This window comes from Campylobacter sp. BCW_6464, assembly GCF_001762775.1.
Classification (GTDB): domain Bacteria; phylum Campylobacterota; class Campylobacteria; order Campylobacterales; family Campylobacteraceae; genus Campylobacter_D; species Campylobacter_D jejuni.
Genome location: NZ_MJXM01000037.1, coordinates 58,622 through 78,652 on the forward strand (window position 1 = coordinate 58,622; position 20,031 = coordinate 78,652).

The window sequence follows — 20,031 nt, forward strand, 5'->3', positions numbered from 1 at the left end:
TAAAAAAATATAAAATCTTTATTAATTATAAATTCTCACTTTTCTCTAATACTAAAAAATACTCATTTTCTAGAATTTCAAGTTCTTTTTGCATTACTTCAAGCTCTTGATAAAGCTTGTTAATACCTATTTCTTGATATACATTTGGATCGGATAAATCTTGATTTAATTTAGCTATCTTTTGCTCTAAAAAATCTATTTTTTCAGGATGGTTTTTTAATATCTCATTTTCTTTGTAGCTTAATTTTTTAGAGCTTTTTTCTTTTTGGTTATTATTTTGCTCTTGGGTTTGAAGCTCTAAAGCAAAATTATCCAATTCTTCAATTTCTTTTTCATTTTCAAGATATTCAGTATAAAGAGTGTGTAAAATATTTATATATCCATTTCCCTCAAAAGCATAAAGTTTTGTTGCGATTTTATCAACAAAATATCTATCGTGTGATACTAGCAAAATAGCCCCTTCAAAACTAAGTAAGTATTCTTCTAGTATATTAATCGTAGCTATATCAAGATCATTAGTTGGCTCATCTAAAATCAAAACATCATATTCTTTAGTAAAAAGCAAGGCTAAAGCAACGCGATTTTTCTCTCCACCACTTAAAAGAGCCACACTTTTATCTAAAAATTCCTTAGGAAATAAAAAATTTTTCAAATATCCATAAACATGCATATTTTTACCACGAACTTCAACCCTATCTCCACCATTGGGACAAAAAATTTCAAGCAAGCTTTTATCAGAATTTACCAAGCTTCTAGCTTGATCAAAATATCCTATCTTAAGCTCTCCGCGTTTTATTTCACCGCTATCTTGTTTTATTTGCCCTAGAAGAATTTTTAACAATGTCGATTTTCCACAACCATTTCTTCCTACGATAGCTATGCGTTCACCTTGTAAAATACGCGTTGAAAAATCTTTAAAAAGATTTTTATTGTTTATATTTTTGCTTATATTTTTAAGCTCAAAAAGCATTTTTTTACGATTGATCGTTTTTCCTCCATTAAAATTTAAGGCCGCTCTTGAAATTTCAAGTTTTAAGCGTTTGATTGCTCCGGGATTTTTTTTCGCTTCTTCACGCATTTTAAAAATGCGTTCTTTTCGTCCTTCATTTCTTTTAAGTCTTGCCTTAACCCCTCTTCTAAGCCATTCTTCTTCGCTTTTTAATTGCTTTAAAAGAGTTTCATGGCTCTTAGCAAGGCTTTGCAAAATTTGTGTTTTTTTCTCTAAATAGTTTGCATATCCGCCTTTAAAAATACTAAGTTTACCCTGCTCCACTTCTATACACTTGTGTGCTATAGCGTCAATAAAATATCTATCATGGGAAATAAAAATCACACACATCTTTGAATTTTTTAGCAATTCTTCTAAAAAGCTTGTCATATATACATCTAAATGATTAGTTGGCTCATCAAGCAATAAAATATCAGGATTTTTTAGTAAAAGTATGCAAAGGCCAACGCGGCGTATTTCTCCACCACTTAAAGTAGATATAATACGATTTTCATACTCAAGCAAACTAAATTCTTTTAAAACGCGTATTATTTTAGATTCTATATTCCAAGCATCTTTACTATCAATCAAAGTCATAAGCGTATCTATTTTTTTAAGATAATCTTTATTGCTAGGATCTTCTTCTAATTTTTTATGCAGTATTTCATATTCTTCTAAGGCATTGTAAATTTCTGCAAGCTCTTGCTTGATGGCTTCTTTTACACTTAAATTTGCGTTAAAATCAACGGTTTGTGAAAGCATGGCTATGCTTTTTCCATTTTGTCTTATTACTCTACCGCTATCTAAAGGAAGTGCGCCTAAAAGCGTTTTTAAAAAAGTAGATTTTCCTTCTCCATTTTTGCCTATAATGGCAATCTTTTCTCCCTCGTTTGCGCTAAAATTTACTTCATTTAAAACTATTTTGTCTCCAAATTTTTTTGAAGCTTCAATTAAATCTATAAGAGCCATTTTTTATCCTTGACTGAGTTTAAAACTAAAACTAGAACCATAGCCTAAAGTGCTAGAAATTTCAAGATAACTTTTATGTATACTTAAAATTTTCTTTACTAAAAAAAGTCCCAAACCAAAAGAATTATCACTTTTTACATCAATTTTATAAAATTTTTTTGTAATCAATTTTATTTTATCTTCTTCTATACCTTTTCCAAAATCTTGCACTATTATCTTTTGATCTCTTGCTGTTAAAATGACTTCTTTTTGACTATATTTTAAAGCATTAGAAAGCAAATTTATAATCACTTGCTCGATTAAAAATTCATCAGCCTTAACTTTCGTGCTTTTACCTTGCAATACAACTCTTTCAAAGCCTGGGTTTTTAGTGATTTTTTCACACAGAGAAAAAAGATCAAATTCTTGCATCTGCAAGGCTTCACTATTAAGATTAAAAACAAAATTAAGCTTATGGGTCAAAGCATTAAGCTTAATGCTTTGACGCGAAATTTTTTCTAGCAATTCCTTTTTTAATTTTTTATCTTCCAATTTCTCATCTTTTAGCATCTCTAAGCTAAGATCAATCACGCTTAATGGATTTTTAAGCTCATGAGAAATAGCAGAAATCACACTAGCAAGCTGAGTATTTTTTAAAGTGATTTTATCGCTTTGTTTTTTATTTTTCTGGGTATTCTTTAGAATTTTATCCTTAGTTTTTAAAAGCTTCTCATTTAGCAAATTAAATTCTTTAAACATTCCTTTTTCTAATATAACAACTTTATGATCCCCTATAGAATCTAAAAAATCCAAAATTTTATTAAAATTTTTCTCTATTCTTCTACCTAGCAACAACATTAAAATAAAAACAAACAGCAAGGACACTCCAAAACCGATTGCCATTTTTGTCCAAAAAAGTTCTAAATCTAAAAAACGAGGATAAACAATAATAATATATTTATATCCTTTGTAAATAAAGCTTTTAGTGAGAATTTTTTTTGAATCGAAATTTAAAATTTTTCCTTCTTTAAGATTAGAAAAAAAATCAGGATTTTTTACAGAACTTATTTTCATATCATTGTTTAGGATAATAAAATCAGCCCTAGTATCTTTAGCAAAATCCTTGATATTAGCATCATTTAAATGTTCTAAGAGAGAAAATTTTAAAACATCATCAAGGCTTTTGATTTTTTGCTCATATTGTTTTATAAGCAAGAAATTAAGATAAGAGTTAGTAAAAGTACAAAAAATAAACCCAAAAATCAAAGCCAATACAACAAAAAAAACTATAAAAATATTTTTAGTTTTTAGCATAATTTATAGCCAACACCTCTAACGCTTATAATATGATCTTTTAGTTTTGGAAATTTATTTCTAAGTCTTGTTAGAGCTATATTGATTGTTTTATCACTTGTAGTATCATCTTTCCAAACGCTTTCGCTTAAAAATTGTCTAGTAAGCAAGGTATTTGGATTTTCAAAAAAATATTTTAAAAGCTCATAGTCAAGATTTGAGATTTCTAATTTTTGATTTTTGTAAAAGAATTCATAATTAGCCAAATCTAAAATAAAATCACCAAAAGATAGTTTTTCTTCTTCTTTTTTATGGCGTTTTAAAATTGCTTTAATGCGAAGCAAAAGCTCATTAAAATCAAAAGGTTTACAAACATAATCATCACAACCACTTTCAAAGCCTTCGAGCAAATCTTGATGCAAAGCCTTGGCTGTAAGAAAAATAACTGCTTCTTTATATCCTTGCTCTCTTAAATCTTGAATTTTTTCTAAAGAATCTCCACTGGGCAAATTTCTATCGACTATTAAAAGATCGATTTGCTCATTATCGAGCAAATCTTCAACTCCAAAAAAATCCACTAAAGATATAACTTCATAACCACTAGATTTTAACTTTAAAACAAGCAGTTCGTTTAAATCTATATCATCTTCTATAATTAAAATTTTAAATTTCAACATATTGGACAAATACACACGCCTCTAATTGTTTTAGTTCATCTAATACTTCTTTCTGAACTTTTTCATCAATCAAAACAACAGCCAAAGCATACCCAAAACCATCTCTACCAAGCCTAAAATCAGCTATATTGATATTTTTAGCTGCCAAAACGGAGCTGATTTTAGCTATAACTCCTGGTATGTCTTTGTTTTTAAAAATAATCATTTTCCCTTTTGGCTTAAAATCAGTTTTAAAGCCATTTAATCCAACTATGCGTTGTTCATTTTCATTAAACACTGTTCCTGAAACACTGATATTTGAATTTTCGGTGATAATTTTAACGCTAAGTTTATTATTATAACCACTATTTGGAAGAGTTTCGCAAGATAATTCAACTCCTTTTTCTTTGGCAACAAATTCTGCATTAACATAATTAATTTTCTCTCCTAAAATTCCACCCAAAGCACCAACAGCTGCAAAGGTTAGCATAGAATTTGCATACTCGCCAATAATTCCTTCAGCCTCTAATTTAATACTTTTTATAGGATTTTTATCAATTTGAACAGCTAAAAAAGCCATTTTAGAAACAAGTTCTATATAAGGAGCTACAAAAGGTGGTAAATCTTCGGTTTTAATTGGCAAATTTAAGGCATTAGGATAAGCCACGCCTCGTGCTGCACTTAGTGCTTGCTCACAAGCTTCTCTTGCGATATTGTCTTGACTTTCTAAAGTATTTGCTCCTAGGTGAGAAGTAACTGAAATATTTTCAAAGTCTAAAAGAGGATGATTAGTCGCAGGTTCTTTATTGAATACATCTATACCAAGCCATGCTATTTTACCACTTTTTAAACCTTCATATAAAGCCTCTTCTGTATACAATCCTCCGCGAGCACAATTTATTAATCTTATTCCATCTTTCATTTTTGCAATTTCTTGCTTTCCTATCATACCATTGGTTTCTTTGGTTTTTGGTGTGTGAATGGTAATAAAATCACTTTTTTCTAAAATTTCATCCAAATTTTTTGCTTGCTCCATATCTAAATCTGTAATCTTAGAAGCAGAAATATACGGATCGTAGGCTAAAATTTTCATACCAAATGCTTTAGCACGGATAGCTACTCTTGAACCTATATTTCCAAAACCTATAACCCCTAGCGTTTTGTTCATCAATTCAATGCCATACCATTTTTCTCTTTCCCATTTTCTTTCAATTTTTAAAAAATTATGAGCATTGACAAAGCTTCTAGCTGATGTTAAAAGATGTACCATTGTTAGTTCAACTGCGGCAATAGTATTTGCAGTTGGGACATTCATCACAATCACTCCTCTTTTAGAACACTCTGGAATATCAACATTATCTACGCCCACCCCAGCACGCACAAGCGCTTTTAATTTTTTGGCATGATTTAAGAAATTTATATCTACATCTGTAGAACTTCTAGTAATAGCAACTTCAACATCGCTTAGCATTTGCATAAGTTCATCTTTTGGAACTTTTGCAGCTTCTATAAGCTCAATATCTTCAGCTTTTCTTAGAATATCGATACCTTTATCCAAAATAGCATCACATACTATAATCTTTTTTTTCATAACCAAATTTCCTTTACTTCTGTATTTATTTTATATTTTTTTAATTCTTTCATAATATCATCTATAAGTTTTTCATTACCTGTATCCAAAAAGATTTCTGGACTATCACCTGATTTAAGAAGAAAATACTTCACATTAAAAGAATTTAAAGTCTGTCTTAAGCAAAACATAGAATAAATATCATATTTTCCAACTATAAGTTGATAATATTTATTTTTCTCCTTAAGCTCGCTAGTATCCGCATCAAAATATAAGGTAAATTTTTCTGCTGCTGGGGTAAAATCTCGTGTAGGCCATTTTGCTAATTCTTCTTGCCATGAAAGATCTTGATTTTGGGTTTGAATGCTTGGCTGCGTATTTGTATCTTTAGCAAATTGTGGAATGAAATTTACATTAGCTTTAAATTGCCAAAGCAATGTAAAAACAACAGCAAGCAAAATGAGTAATAAAATACTCAAAATGCTTATTGTAATGTATTTTTTCATTAAGTTAGCTGATCTTTAATGATATCACCTAAAGTCACTTTATCATCATTATTGATTTCATTAAGAACTTCTCTTTCTTTCATTCTAATAAGATTTTTAACACTTAGGCGAATTCTATTTTTCTTTTCATCAATAAAAACTATAGCAGCTTCAATATCGTCGCCAATTTTCAAATTTTCAAGCATAGAAGTGCTTATATCTTCTTTATGAATTAAAGCATCAACATTTTTACTTAGCTCTACAAAAACACCAAAATCTTTAATATCACGGATAGCGCCTTTTACAATATCGCCGACTTTATGAATTTTGGCATATTCTTGCACTGGAGAACTGCTTAATTCTTTTGTGCTTAATGATATTTTTTGGTTTTCTTCGTCTATTTTGATAATTTTTACTTTGATTTTATCCCCTTGGGAGAATTTATCTTTGCACTTATCGTTTCTATCCCAAGAAGCATCTTCATTATGCAATAAACCTTCAATACCGCCAAGTTTAACAAATGCACCAAAAGAAGTTACCGAGGTAATTTCTCCTTCAACCACATCTGCAATTTTGTAAGATTTCATAAATTCATCAAAAGGTCTAGAAAGTAAATTTCTTAAAGATACTCTTAAGCGTCTTTCATTCGGATTGATTTCAATTACTTCAACATCAATTTCTTGACCTTTGTTGATATAATCTTTTGGATTTTTGATGTTTTTATCCCAAGAAATTTCACTGATATGTAAAAATCCTTCTATATCATTTCCTAAATCTACAAAAGCACCATAAGGCTCTATATTTGATACTATTACTTTAATGGTATCACCTACATCAAGAGTATCTTTTATCTCGCTCCATGGATCAGGTAAAGCCGCTTTTATAGATAAGGATAAATGTTTGCGTTCTTTATCATACTTTATTACTTTAACTGGAACTTTATCGCCCTCTTTATAAAGTGTTCCAGGATTTACAGGTCCTTTGTAAGAAATTTCGCTGTAATGAACAAGGCCATCAACACCTCCTACATCTACAAACATACCATAAGTGGTAATTTTTTTCACAATACCTTCAATTAAATCTTCTTGTTGTGCTACATTATTGATCAATTCTTTGCGTTTTCTTCTCTCCTCATCTAAAGTTTTTTTACGAGAAACAATGATACTTTGCTCATCTTTGTCGATTTTAATAATTTTAACTTTAAACGTTTTGCCTATAATGTTATTTGTTTCTTTGAAGCCATATTGAGATTTTGGCAAGAAAAATTCAACATCATTTTCATCAACAACTATCAATCCGCCTTTATTTTTTCCAACTACTTTTACGGTAAAAATATCATCTTGATTTTCTTGATAGTTTTTAATAAATTCAATAACTTTTTCTTTTCTCAAAGCTTTTTTATGAGAAAGTAAAGATCTGCCACCACGAGAACCCATAACAGAAACTTTAATACTATCGCCTACATTAAATAATAACTTAGAATTGTCATCTTGTATTTCGCTAAGAGCTAAAATACCTTCAGATTTTTTACCTATATCTACATAAACTTCATCATTTTTGATCTCTACAATCACACCCTCTGTTGTAGCCTCTTCTCTTGATTTATCAAAAGCCTCTAAAAGCTGTCCAAAATCTTCTTCCTCAAGATAATCGTCTACAATGCCTTGAACTTTTTTGTTCACCTCGCTCATTATGGTCCTTTAAAATAATTTTTAGAAATTAATTGATTTTACCTTATTTTTCTTTAATTAGTGTTAAGTTTTTTTATTTTTGTTAATTTTTTTTAAATTTTTGACTTTTTTATTCTATATTGAAAACATTTTTTAATTAATTTTAAAATTTTCTATTTTGGCGATAACTTTTTGTATGATCCAATCAGGAGTACTAGCACCTGCACTAATACCACAATGTTTTTTATCTAAAAACCATTCTTTTTTTAACTCTTCTTCGGTTTCAATTAGATAACTATCTTCACAATTGGTTTTTGCAATCAAAAAAAGTTGTTTTGTATTGGCTGAGTTTTTACCCCCTACAACAACCATAACATCACTTTTAAGCGAGAGTTCTTTAATGGCATCTTGATTTTTAAAGGTTGCATCACATATAGTATTAAAAACTCTTACTTCTTTGGTTTTAAGTATTAAAAAATTTACTATCTCCATAAAATGTTCAGGCTTCTTAGTTGTTTGGCTTACTACAGCTATTTTATTAGGAAGTTTTATATGTTGAAGCTCTTTTTTATCCAAAACTACATAAGCTTTTGTGCTTACATAACTTTTTACTCCTTTAACTTCGGGATGATTTTCATCTCCAAAAATAAAAACTTCATAACCCTCCTTGCTCATTTGCTCGCAAATTTGTTGTGGCTTTGTAACAAAAGGACAAGTGGCATCAAAAATTTCTATATCTTTTTTTCTCAATTCTTCTAAATCTTGCTTTGTAATACCATGAGTTCTTATAATAGCCTTTTTTTCATTGCTTAAAGCTTTTATATTTTCCAAAGTTTTGACATTAAAATTTTTTTGTAAACGAGAAATTTCTTCGTTATTATGAATAAGAGGACCTATAGTTGCGGCATCTTTTATTTGTTCTGCTTTTTTAATAGCTCTTTTAACACCAAAACAAAAACCATAGTTTTTTGCTAATTCAATAATCAATCCTAGCTCCTAAATTTGATAAAATCTCTATAAAATTTGGAAAAGAAGTTTTTATACAATCACTATCATCAATCTCAACTCCACAAAGCAAACCTAAAATAGCAAAACTCATAGCAATACGGTGATCCCCATAGCTTTTAATTTTTGAAGATTTTAGTTCGCATCCACCTTCTATTTCAAAACCATCATCAAGTTCTCTAGCTTCAACACCACAAAGCTTTAGATTTTCAACCATCACAGCAATCCTATCGCTTTCTTTAACGCGCAATTCTTTAGCATTTATTAAACTAGATTTACCCTTAGCTAAAGCAAAAGCTATGGCCAAAGCAGGCGCTTCATCTATCAACCAAGCGATATTATCTTTAACTTCTATGCCATTAAGCTTGCTAGACTCTACCCTGATCTCACCAATAGTTTCAAAATCATTTTGAGTTATTGTCATTTCAAGTTTGGCGCCCATTTTTTGCAAAATTTTATACGCCTCTATACGAGTAGGATTAAGTAAAATATTTTTTAAAACAATTTGAGATTTAGGCAAAATAATAGCTACTAAAGCAAAATAGAAAGCCGAAGAAGGATCATTAGGAATGATTATATTTTGAGCTTTTAAAGGTTTTTTTAAAGGACTTATTTCAAGACTTAAGCCATCATTACTAACCCTTATCGGAGCTTTCATAGCCTTTAACATGTTTTCACTATGATTTCGACTAAGAGAAATTTCACTAAAAGTGCATACATTATCAGCTCTAAAAGCAGATAAAATCATAGCTGTTTTAACTTGAGCTGAAGAAATTTCGCTTTTATAGTTAAAAGCTTTTAAATTTTGACCTTCTATACAAAGTGGAGCTAAATTTGCCTCATTTCTTCCATAAATTCTAGCGCCTATTTGAGTAAGTGGTTTGTTTATCCTTCTCATAGGACGATTATTCAAATACTTATCTCCACTTAAAACAAAAAAACCAGAAATTCCTGCTAAAAATCCTATCATCAAACGCATAGCAGTTCCTGAATTTCCACAGTCTAAAATACAATTTGGAGATAAAATTTCTTTAGGGGGTATAATTTTGACGCAAGAATCTTTTTCTTCAATTTTAGCTCCAAGATTTTTTATAATTTCAAGAGTGTTTAAAGTATCTTGAGCTAAGAGATAATTTTGAGCCTTATTTTCTTCTTGTGTTAAAAGCGAAAATATAGCAAAACGATGAGATATGCTTTTATCTGCTGCTATATTTTCAAGTGTAGCATTTACAGGGGTTTGCAATTTGTAAATTTTCATCTTAAACCAAGACCCAAATTTTTAAGAGTATTTAAAATTTTATCCATGCATTCATTTACTTGATTATCTTCTAAAGTTTTATTTATATCCCTAAAAGAAAAACTTATGGTAATGCTATAAAATTCTTTAAGGTTTTCATCGCTATAAATATCAACTAAACGAAAATTTTCAAGTATTTCTAAATTTAATTCTTCGATACAATTTTTAATCTGATTGTATTCAAAACCTTTAGGTATTAACACGCTAAGATCTCTGGTGATAGCTGGGAATTTGGAATAAGGCTTAGCTATTTTAAAATCTTGCTTAATTAAATCTAAATCAAGTTCGCAAATATATGTTTTTGGCAAATCTCTCTCATTTTCTATTTTTAAATGCAAACGGCCTATAAAACCTACTTTAATATCTGATAGATAAATATCTGCTTGTTCATAAGGGCTTAAAATATTATATTTTGATGATTTTAGTTTAAAATCGCCTATAATATTTTTAATGTCTAAAAGAAAATCATAAAATTGCACCGATTCAGGTTTTGCCTTGTTGGAAATTTTAGCTTCTTCTTTTAAGCCAGAATGGATAAATGCGATACGATTTAATTCTTGATTATTGACATTGAAAACAACCCCTAGTTCAAAAAGTTTAATAATTTTTTTAGAATTTTTTGCATTTAAACTTGCTGCATTCAATAAATGATTTAAAAGGGTTGTTCTTAAAGTATTAAGTTCTGCTGTAATTGGATTGATTAGTTTTAATTTAACAGAGTCAAAACCCAATCTTTTAAGTTCTTCTTCATTGTCTAAAACATAATGTAAGCTTTCAAAATAACCACTAGCTACTGCTCTTTTCCTTAAATTTAAAAACTCAATATAATTTTTATATGCAGAATTTAAACGATTTTTTTCTACAAATTCTAAACCCTTGGAAGCAATATTATCAATACCTATAATTCTTACAACTTCTTCGCAAATATCTGATAAATTTTTAATATCAGGACGATGTAAAGGTGCTTTAACATTTATAAGCCCTTCGCCTGAAAGTATAAGTTCAAAACCTAATTTTTTCAATATTTTTAATACTTCATCTTTATCAACATTTTGCCCTATTATATCGCCAATACTTTCAATACTTATTGGTATGATTGGTAATTCTTTGTCGGTTAAAATTTGTTGAGAAGAACTATAAATAACAAGATTTGGAATCTGCTCAAAAATACTAAGTAAAAAATCCATTCCTAAATTTAATTTAGGCTCACTTCCCCTAAAACTTCTATAAAGTATTTTTTCATCTTGATCTTTATGATATATTTTAGCATCTGCAATCACCAATGGATCGGTATAATTAGCCTCAATAATAATTATTTTAGAATCATCTTTGCATCTACTTTCATTATTTTGGAAAATTCCGCTAAAGCTTAAAAGTTTATCTTTGTAAGATACTTTTGTTTCTCCATGCATTTGCTTGCTTAAATTGATGGTAAATTCTTCATCTTTTTCAGAAAAACTACTTAAATCATAAGCATTAAAAAGAACACCAGTTGAATGCGTTGCATAATTTAATAAATTTTCTATGGAATTTTTTCCCAAACTTTCAATTTGAGCAAGTCTTAAACTAAGCAATAAATTTGTTCGAATTTCTTCTTTTAGCTCTATGGCTCGATAATTATAAAGTCCATTAAGTTCTTTCTCAGCTGCTAAGCGCAAAATTCTACCAATACCTAAAACATTTTCACTTTCTTTGAATGGTTTTGGTTCTTTTAAATTTAAATTTAAAGCTGTAGCTAAATCACGAGCAATGCCATAAATACTTAAACAATCACCCCTATTAGGAGTAAGTTCTACTTCTATTAGCTCATCATTAAAAATTTCATAAGTATTTAAAGGTCTCCCAAGTTCTAATTTCCCTATACTCTCATCTAAAAGCATAATTCCTTCATTGATTTTTTCAAAACCCAGTTCTAAACTAGAACAAAGCATACCACAAGAATCCACTCCTCGTAATTTTGCTTCTTTTATTTCCATACCGTTTGGCATGATAGCACCTTTAGTTGCAACAGCTACAAATTGTCCTGCATCAACATTCGCAGCACCGCAGACAATTTGCAAGGTTTCGCTTCCGATATCAACTTGACAAATGCTTAATTTATCTGAATTTTCATGTTTAATTTTTTCCTTAACATAGCCTACAACAACTTTATCTGGAGCCTTTAAAGCGCCAACCCTATCAACTTCTATACCTATAGAGTTTAAAGTTTTAGCTATTTTATCCGAACTTATTTCTTCAAGTTCTAACCAATCATTCAACCAACTTTTAGTAATTATCATCTAAACTGCTCCAATAATCTCAAATCACCTTCAAATAAAGATCTTAAATCTGGAATTTGATGCAAAAGCATTGCAAAACGCTCTACTCCCAATCCAAAGGCATAACCACTTACATTTTCATAACCAACAAAATTATAAACATTAGGATCAACTATTCCACATCCTAAAACTTCAAGCCAACCTGTATGTTTGCAAACTCTACAACCCTTTCCTTTGCAAAACACACAAGAAATATCAACTTCAGCAGAAGGCTCTGTAAATGGGAAAAAACTTGGACGAAAACGAACTTTCACATCTCCGAACATATAACGCAAAAAATCTTCCAATACACTTTTTAAATTTGCAAAGCTAACCTTTTGCCCTTCTTCCACCACAAGGCCTTCAACTTGATGAAACATAGGAGTATGCGTAATATCAAAATCTCTTCTAAATACAGCACCAGGGGCTATCATCCTAATAGGAGGTTTTTGTGCAAGCATTGTCCGTATTTGCACTGGCGAAGTTTGTGTTCTTAAAAGCCTTTTATCATCAAAATAAAAGGTATCTTGCATATCTCTTGCAGGGTGAGATTTAGGCAAATTTAACGCTTCAAAATTATGAAAGTCATCTTCTATTAAAGGCCCTTTTTCTATGCTAAAATTCAAAGCTATAAAATACTCTATGATTTTATCCATGGTGCTCATAACAGGATGCAAGGCACCCGTTGTAATACTTTCATCAAAATAGTTAAAATTTAAAGCATCTTGTTTCATTCTTTCTTCTAAAGCAAGATTTTCCAAATCTTTAAATTTGGCTAAATAAGCCTCATTAAATATTTCTTTTTGTGCATTTAGTTTAGCAGCAAATTCTTTTTTCGCCTCATCTTCTAACTCTTTAAGTTTTGTAAAGCCTTCTGTTAAAATACCTTTTTTTCCAAGAACGGAAATCCTAATAGCTTCCAAATCATTTAAATTCTCACATTTTTGAATCTGTTCTATAAAATTTTGCAATTTTCTCACCTTAAAATAAAATATTTCAAGTTCTAATTCTATTAAAAACTATTTTAAATTCAGCATAAAAACCAAACTTTAAAGATATAATTGTATCAAACCAACAATAAAAAAGGATAAATAATGCAAGAAAAAACAATTTTTGAACTCATAGTTGAAGGTAAACTTTCATGCAATAAAGTACTTGAAAGTGACGATTTTCTAGCATTTCATGATATTGCACCCAAAGCACCCATACATATACTTATAATCCCTAAAAAACATTTTAAAGACTTTCAAGAATTTGATCCTGAACTTATGGCCAAAATGACAAGTTTCATACAAGAACTAGCTGTTCTTTTAGGCGTAGATAAAAGTGGATATCGCTTGGTAACAAACTGTGGAAAAAATAGTGGACAAGAAGTTTTTCATTTGCATTTTCATATGCTTGGAGGTTTTGAACTGCCTAAGGAAAAAACAAAAAAAGAAAATCCTCAAGCTTTATTTTAATTTAAATGGTAGAAAAACTACCATTTAAATTATTTTGTCAAAGGTAGCAACATTCCCTCATATAATTTTTGATAAATTTCATCACCGCATAACTTTTTAGCTAATTCTAAACCAAAAAGAATTGCCGTAGCTGGACCTGCTGAAGTTATAACATTTTTATTTACAACTACAGCCTTGTTAACACGATTTCCATTAAGTCCAACTTCACAACTAGGATAGCAAGCAAACTCGCCCTCTAAAACACCTGCTTCATTTAAGACTATAGGAGAAGCACAGATTGCGGCAACAATTTTATTGTTGCTATGAAGTTGTTTAATGATATTTAAAATAATATTTGAATTCTTAAGATTCATCATACCTTCAAAACCACCCGCCAAAGCAATGGCATCTAAATTTTCTATATCAACATCCTCTATAGAATAATCTGCTTTTACACTAATGCCATTAGCACCCTTTACTAATAACTCACTATTTAGCGAAGCTATAACAACTTCCAAATCTGGATTTAATTCTCTTGCTCGTTTTAAAACATCTGCAATTCCTATAAATTCAGCTTCTTCAAAACCTTGAGCCAATGGAATTAATACTTTTTTACTCATTTTGTTCTCCTTTTTTATATTTTTTAAATCTTTCTTCTCTTTCTTTGTTTTTTTGCATCATTTGATGATTGAATCCTATGACCAAAACAATCATTAAAAACACAAAAATAGCTATTAGAATGAAATCTAAAATTTCCATAAATACAACCTTATTTTTAGGAAATTCTAACATATTTTTTTAAATCTTTAGAGAAAATTCAAAGATATTTCTATAAAATCTTTTTTTAAATAATTTCTCTGAAAAGGTTTACAAATTGAATCAGAAAAATATAAGAATTTTTGTTTTTTTTGTTATTATTATTTTATGGGGCTATTTTTCTTTCCCGATAGAAATATTAAAAATTCAAGATCCTAGTGGAGTTGTAAGCTATGGCTATACAGAAAACGCAAAAGCTTATTTAAAAAGTTATCTTATTACGCTTTTATTAACTGCTTGTGCTGTTATTATCGGAGTGATTATTGGTTTTAGCTTAGCTATTTTACGCTTCTCTAAATTTAAAACACTTAATTTTATTATAGATGAATATATAGACATTATACGAGGAACACCAGTAATTTTACAATTGATGATTTTTGCTTTTGTAATTTTTACTTTTATAGATAACCTTTATGCAGCCATTCTTGCACTAGGACTTAATAGCTCGGCTTATATAGCAGAAATTGTAAGAAGTGGCATTAATAGTGTGGATAAAGGACAAATGGAAGCTGCAAGAGCAATGGGACTTGATTACAAAACTTCAATGAAAGAAATTATTCTTCCTCAGGCTACTAAAAACATTCTACCTGCATTAGCTAATGAATTTATTTCTTTATTTAAGGAAACTTCTGTTGTAGGATTTATTAGTGTTGTTGATATTACCATGCAAAGTCAAAGCTTGCAAGCCGTACTTTACAATCCAAAACCTATTATTTTCACTGGACTTGTTTATTACGTAAGTGTAAAAATTTTTAGTTATTTTGCAAAAAAACTTGAACTTAGGATGAATAAAAATGATTGAAGTTAAAAATTTACAAAAAAAATATGGAGAATTAGAAGTTTTAAAAAATATTAACACTACAATCTCAAAAGGCGATGTAATAGCTATCATAGGTCCAAGTGGAGGCGGAAAAAGTACATTTTTACGCTGCATCAATCGCTTAGAAGTAGCTGATAGTGGGGAAATTTTAATCAATAAGCAAAACATACTTGATAAAGAAATTGATATTAATAAGATCAGGCAAAAAGTTAGCATGGTATTTCAGCATTTTAATCTTTTTGCTAATAAAAATGTTATGGAAAATTTATGTTTAACGCCCATTAAAACAGGAATTTTAAGTCAAGAAGAAGCCATAAAAAAAGCAAAAATACTTCTTGCTAAGGTGGGTTTAGCAGACAAAGAAAATATAATGCCCCATAAGCTCTCTGGTGGACAAAAACAACGCATAGCTATTGCTAGAAGCTTGATGATGAATCCTGATGTTATTTTATTTGATGAACCTACTTCAGCTCTAGATCCTGAAATGATAGGTGAGGTTCTAAGCATTATGAAAGATGTTGCAAAAGAAGGTTTAACTATGCTTGTGGTAACCCATGAAATGGGTTTTGCTAGAAATGTTGCCAATCGTATATTTTTTATGGATAAAGGAAAAATTGCTGTTGATTCAAGCCCTAAAGAAGTATTTGAAAATCCTAACAATGAAAGATTGAGAGAATTTTTAAACAAAGTTTTAAATCATTAATTCATAAGCCACTAAGGCTTATGAATTTTAATCCCAACATTCAGCGTTTTTAATTCCAAGTTTGCTAGCGTTAAATTTAGGATCTATACCAGATTTTTGTTGTGTATTAAAATCTTTTAAAACTTTATTTACTATACCACCTAAAAGCAATAAAGATATAATATTTGTCGTTGCCATGAAGGCCATAGTCAAATCAGCCAAATTCCAAGCAAGTTTTAAATTCATTTGAGAACCTATAAAAATCATAGCCACAGCTGTAATTCTAAACAAATTCATTGCAAATTTGGAATTTGTTAAATACTTAACATTAGCTTGAGCATAATAATAATTTCCTATTAAAGAAGTTATTGCAAAAAGAACAATAGCTATAGTAATAAAATGGATTCCAAAGCTACCATAATACTCACGCATAGCTTCTTGAACTAAAGGCATTCCACCATCAATTTTACTTTCTCCAAGCCCTAAATATGCCATAGAAAAAAGAACTAAAAATCCAGAACTTGTACAAACAACAACATCAATTAGAACCGAAAAGGCTTGTATAACACCTTGTTTGGCTGGATGACTTGTCAAAGCTGCTGCAGCTGCATTAGGTGCTGAGCCCATACCCGCTTCATTTGAAAAAAGTCCTCTTTTAATCCCTATAACTAAAGCAGAACCAGCAAAACCACCAAAAATCGCTTTAAAATCAAAAGCACTTTGTAAAATCATATGAACCACAGAAGGAATTTTATCAAAATTCATTAAAACAGCAATCACGGCAAGTAAAACATAAGCTAAAGCCATAAAAGGAACAATTAAAGAACTAATTTTACCTATTTTAGTATGGTGAGAAAAAAACATCCATGCACCAAAAATAGTTAAAACAATACCAATAATCATTGGCCAAGAACTTGATGCAAAATCTACAGCAGCATTTGGATTAAACATATCATAATAAACTTTAAAAGACGAAGTCATTGTTTGACTTTGAAGTCCGTTAAATCCATAAGCATAAGTAATAATAAGAATAAAAGCAAAAAAAGCTCCAAAAAAATGTGAGCCTAAGGCTTTTTTTATATAATAAGCTGGACCACCTTTAAAACCACCTGTATCATCTTTTGATTTGTAAACTTGAGCTAAGGTACTTTCAGCAAATGCTGAGGCACCACCAAAAAATGCCATAACCCACATCCAAAATAAAGCACCAGCGCCACCTGTAGCCAATGCCAAAGAAATTCCAGCGATATTTCCTATACCAACTCTAGAAGCAGTTGAGATCATCAATGCCTGAAAAGGTGAAATATGTTCTTTAGTGTGTCCTTTGTTTTTTTCTGTAAGAATTTTAAATACAGAACTCAACATACGAAACTGAACAAAGCGAGTTAAAAAACTATAATAAAGCCCACAAACAATAAGTAAAACTACCATAATAATGTCTGTATTTGGGACAATCTTATTAGCTATAATATCAGACGCTTTATTGGCAAAATCTAGCATAATATCTAAATTCATCCAAACTCCTCAAAAAATAATCTAAATTTTACTTTAACATAATTTTTATAAAAAGGACTTTATGATTTTATTTGTTTTAAGTTATTGTGTAAATTTGAAACTTTTAAGAAACAAAATTGCTAAAATTTTGTCTTAAAGCTTCATAAGAAATTATACCAACGCTTGTAGCTAAATTTAAACTTCTTCCATAAGATTTCATAGGTATAGTTATAGCATTTTCCCAATTTATTTGCATTAATTCCATAGGTAAGCCATAACTCTCACTTCCAAAGAATAAGAAATCATTTTTTTGAAATTCTGCATCAAAATAAGCTTTTTGACTCTTAGTTGTTGCGAAAAAAAAGCGATTTTTATAAATAATATTTTCATTTAAAAATTCTTCAAGATTCTCCCAAATAATAGGCTCTAATTTATCCCAGTAATCAAGCCCTGCTCTTCTAACAGCTTTTTGAGAAACATCAAAAACAGTTGGTTTAACAATATGAAGTTTAAAACCAGCATTAAAGCACATTCTACCTATACTACCTGTATTTTGCGGTATTCTAGGGTGAACTAAAACTATATTAAACATATTTATACTAAAACTCTTTGAATGTTAGGGTTTAATTTTACTAAAATTTCATAGTTAATAGTATGAAAAAAATCAGCCCAAATATCAGCATCTTTAAACACGCAAATTTCCTCGCCAGAATTTTCACAAGAAAAACTATCCATTGACATCTTTCCAAGTATTACTTTTCCATTTCCAAGCACTAACTCCCCTTTTCCATTGTAACGGAAAAGACCATCAGCATAACCCAAATCATAAGTTGCTACTTCCATATCCTTTGCAGCAGTAAAAATGCCTCCATATCCTATACTCTGTCCTTTTTGTAAAATCCTTTGACTTAATCTATGAGCATACAAACTTAAAACTCTTTTTAAATTTGATTCCCCGTATCCAAATTGAACAAGCCCAACTCTACAATATTCATCTTCAGGAATTTTCCCTCTAAATAATGCTGCAGAATTATGCGAATGAAATAATAAATTTGAAAAATATTTTTTTACTATCTTTTTAGCTTTTTGAAAATTTTCTTTTTGAACAAAAAAACTTCCATCCATTTCATCTGCACTAGCAAAATGTGTAAACATTCCAGTAAGTTTTAAATCACTACTTCGAATAAGATTTATAGCATGCTCTAAATTTTCTACACAAATTCCGTTGCGATGCATGCCTGTATCTATTTTTAGATGTATTTTTATATCTTGCTTGTATTTTTTTACTTGGGAAATATCATTTAAAGCATAAATAAATCGAGAATTTTCATTACCATGAGGACGATGTGATAGTATTAATATATTCTCAAAAAATTCTTCGATTTCTTGAGCTTCTTCTTCACTCTTAACAGCAACAAAAGAAACTCCTAAATTTTTGGCTAATGGAGCTAAAAGCTTAGCTCCATGTCCATATGCATTATCTTTAAAAACGCAAATTAATCTTTGAAAACTCCCTATTTTTTTAGCAATATGTCTTAAATTATATTCATAAGCTTTTTGATCAATTTTTATTAAAGACATTTATTGCTCTGCTAAAATTTTCATTTTACCTTTACTATCTATCTTAACGTATAAAATTTTATCGCCTCTAAACTGATAGTTTTTAGTGTAATAATCCTCATAAAATGAAATTCTATACATAGTTTCATTTTCTAAATTCGGATAAGGGCTGATATTAATATCTGAAAATTTAATCTTTTTATCTTCTTTACGAGAAAAAATAGATTTTTTCATGGAAGCAAACTGTTCAAATTTCATTTTATCAAAACGTTTAAATTCTTGCTCATCATAAAAACTTAAATAGGTATTAGTATCACTATTTGTCCAAGCTAGTTTCCATGTAAAAAGATCAGCCAATAAACTAGCTATTTGATCCTTTTTAGCTCTAATTTTTTCTTTTTCTTCTGTCATAACAAAAACTTTTTTGTCTTGCACAACTTGTGCAAATTTCTCCAAATTGTTATTAAATAAAGCAATACACCCTCTTGTTTTAAATTCATCAAGTCTAGAACCATCTAAAGGATAGCCATGGATCCAAATACCACCACCTGTTTTTCCTTGTACTTTATCAAGTAAATTTGGATAAGTTGTAGCAAAAGCAAAGGGACCATAATAAGGATCACCTGGATTAAACTTACGACCTAGCTCATAAAAACCTACTGGCGTTTTCAAATCTCCTTCTATTTTTTTATCGCCCATTAATCCAGTTATTATTTCTTTTTGTTCAAAATCTTTTCTTATTTTTCCATCCTCGTAAGAATAAACACGGAGAATTTTATCTGTTTTATTTGCAAGCACGATAGCAACATTATCATCATAATATCCGAGTGAAATATTTTTATCTCCTATTTCACTTAACCAAAAATCCTTTTGAGTTAATTCTTTTTCAATCGCTACGCCAACAGCATCTAACCCTTGATTAAGATAAATTTTAACAAGATCTGAGGCATGCAACATCAATGAAGAAAGTGTAATTAATAAAGTAAGTCGTTTTAACAATGTTTTTCCTTA

Annotated in this window: 19 protein-coding genes; 3 read left to right on the top strand and 16 right to left on the bottom strand. The window is 29.7% G+C overall.

Features of this window, described 5'->3' with window-relative positions; all coding sequences use genetic code 11:
* Positions 1 to 25 precede the first annotated feature (25 nt).
* The 10 genes from abc-f to pheS all read right to left on the bottom strand — a co-directional run bounded on the left by abc-f (position 26) and on the right by pheS (position 13,180).
* Complete coding sequence (gene abc-f / locus AJ885_RS02425; protein WP_044779239.1) at positions 26 to 1,957, bottom strand: ribosomal protection-like ABC-F family protein; 1,932 nt, start codon at positions 1,955 to 1,957, stop codon at positions 26 to 28.
* 3 nt (positions 1,958 to 1,960) lie between these two features.
* On the bottom strand, positions 1,961 to 3,250 hold the full coding sequence (locus AJ885_RS02430) for a sensor histidine kinase (protein ID WP_044779238.1): 1,290 nt from the start codon (positions 3,248 to 3,250) through the stop codon (positions 1,961 to 1,963).
* On the bottom strand, positions 3,244 to 3,906 hold the full coding sequence (locus AJ885_RS02435) for a response regulator transcription factor (protein ID WP_004305935.1): 663 nt from the start codon (positions 3,904 to 3,906) through the stop codon (positions 3,244 to 3,246). The genes AJ885_RS02430 and AJ885_RS02435 overlap by 7 nt, the downstream gene beginning before the upstream one ends.
* The gene (gene serA / locus AJ885_RS02440; protein ID WP_044780500.1) at positions 3,893 to 5,476 is read right to left on the bottom strand and encodes a phosphoglycerate dehydrogenase; all 1,584 of its coding nucleotides are present in this window, start codon (positions 5,474 to 5,476) and stop codon (positions 3,893 to 3,895) included. The genes AJ885_RS02435 and serA overlap by 14 nt, the downstream gene beginning before the upstream one ends.
* Positions 5,473 to 5,961 (bottom strand): hypothetical protein, encoded by a 489-nt coding sequence (locus AJ885_RS02445; protein ID WP_044780501.1) that lies wholly within the window; start codon positions 5,959 to 5,961, stop codon positions 5,473 to 5,475. Before AJ885_RS02445 ends, serA begins: the two co-directional genes overlap by 4 nt.
* A complete protein-coding gene (locus tag AJ885_RS02450; RefSeq protein WP_053872271.1) occupies positions 5,961 to 7,631 on the bottom strand; it encodes a 30S ribosomal protein S1 in 1,671 nt (556 codons plus the stop codon). Before AJ885_RS02450 ends, AJ885_RS02445 begins: the two co-directional genes overlap by 1 nt.
* Before the next feature lie 132 nt (positions 7,632 to 7,763).
* Positions 7,764 to 8,597, bottom strand: coding sequence for a 4-hydroxy-3-methylbut-2-enyl diphosphate reductase (locus tag AJ885_RS02455; RefSeq protein WP_070280689.1), 834 nt, complete (start codon positions 8,595 to 8,597; stop codon positions 7,764 to 7,766).
* Positions 8,587 to 9,873: a 3-phosphoshikimate 1-carboxyvinyltransferase gene (gene aroA / locus AJ885_RS02460; RefSeq protein ID WP_004305942.1), complete on the bottom strand. Its 1,287-nt coding sequence runs from the start codon at positions 9,871 to 9,873 to the stop codon at positions 8,587 to 8,589. Before aroA ends, AJ885_RS02455 begins: the two co-directional genes overlap by 11 nt.
* Positions 9,870 to 12,191: a phenylalanine--tRNA ligase subunit beta gene (gene pheT, locus AJ885_RS02465; RefSeq protein WP_070210072.1), complete on the bottom strand. Its 2,322-nt coding sequence runs from the start codon at positions 12,189 to 12,191 to the stop codon at positions 9,870 to 9,872. The genes aroA and pheT overlap by 4 nt, the downstream gene beginning before the upstream one ends.
* Positions 12,188 to 13,180: a phenylalanine--tRNA ligase subunit alpha gene (gene pheS, locus AJ885_RS02470; protein WP_002852567.1), complete on the bottom strand. Its 993-nt coding sequence runs from the start codon at positions 13,178 to 13,180 to the stop codon at positions 12,188 to 12,190. The genes pheT and pheS overlap by 4 nt, the downstream gene beginning before the upstream one ends.
* 123 nt (positions 13,181 to 13,303) lie before the next feature.
* On the opposite strand from pheS, the gene AJ885_RS02475 reads away from it, so the two are divergent.
* Entirely contained in the window at positions 13,304 to 13,669 is a 366-nt protein-coding gene (locus AJ885_RS02475; RefSeq protein ID WP_070210071.1) for a histidine triad nucleotide-binding protein, read from the top strand.
* A gap of 29 nt (positions 13,670 to 13,698) precedes the next feature.
* On the opposite strand, the gene AJ885_RS02480 is transcribed toward AJ885_RS02475, so the two are convergent.
* Both AJ885_RS02480 and AJ885_RS02485 read right to left on the bottom strand, forming a co-directional pair.
* Positions 13,699 to 14,268, bottom strand: coding sequence for a DJ-1 family glyoxalase III (locus tag AJ885_RS02480; protein WP_070210070.1), 570 nt, complete (start codon positions 14,266 to 14,268; stop codon positions 13,699 to 13,701).
* A complete protein-coding gene (locus AJ885_RS02485) occupies positions 14,261 to 14,440 on the bottom strand; it encodes a hypothetical protein (RefSeq protein WP_079860285.1) in 180 nt (59 codons plus the stop codon). Before AJ885_RS02485 ends, AJ885_RS02480 begins: the two co-directional genes overlap by 8 nt.
* An 82-nt stretch (positions 14,441 to 14,522) precedes the next feature.
* On the opposite strand from AJ885_RS02485, the gene AJ885_RS02490 reads away from it, so the two are divergent.
* Positions 14,523 to 15,266, top strand: a complete 744-nt coding sequence (locus AJ885_RS02490) for an amino acid ABC transporter permease (protein WP_002861598.1) — start codon at positions 14,523 to 14,525, stop codon at positions 15,264 to 15,266.
* Positions 15,259 to 15,987 carry an amino acid ABC transporter ATP-binding protein gene (locus AJ885_RS02495; protein ID WP_070210068.1) on the top strand — a complete coding sequence of 243 codons (729 nt, stop codon included), beginning with the start codon at positions 15,259 to 15,261 and terminating at the stop codon, positions 15,985 to 15,987. Before AJ885_RS02490 ends, AJ885_RS02495 begins: the two co-directional genes overlap by 8 nt.
* Before the next feature lie 27 nt (positions 15,988 to 16,014).
* On the opposite strand, the gene AJ885_RS02500 is transcribed toward AJ885_RS02495, so the two are convergent.
* The 4 genes from AJ885_RS02500 to AJ885_RS02515 form a co-directional block, all read right to left on the bottom strand.
* Complete coding sequence (locus AJ885_RS02500) at positions 16,015 to 17,481, bottom strand: alanine/glycine:cation symporter family protein (protein WP_070210067.1); 1,467 nt, start codon at positions 17,479 to 17,481, stop codon at positions 16,015 to 16,017.
* A 103-nt stretch (positions 17,482 to 17,584) separates the two neighbouring features.
* The gene (locus AJ885_RS02505; protein WP_053872821.1) at positions 17,585 to 18,052 is read right to left on the bottom strand and encodes a tRNA (cytidine(34)-2'-O)-methyltransferase; all 468 of its coding nucleotides are present in this window, start codon (positions 18,050 to 18,052) and stop codon (positions 17,585 to 17,587) included.
* Positions 18,053 to 18,054: 2 nt separating this feature from the next.
* Positions 18,055 to 19,041, bottom strand: a complete 987-nt coding sequence (locus AJ885_RS02510; RefSeq protein WP_002861602.1) for an alanine racemase — start codon at positions 19,039 to 19,041, stop codon at positions 18,055 to 18,057.
* Complete coding sequence (locus tag AJ885_RS02515; RefSeq protein WP_004305957.1) at positions 19,042 to 20,019, bottom strand: murein L,D-transpeptidase family protein; 978 nt, start codon at positions 20,017 to 20,019, stop codon at positions 19,042 to 19,044. It abuts the gene before it with no gap.
* Positions 20,020 to 20,031 lie beyond the last annotated feature (12 nt).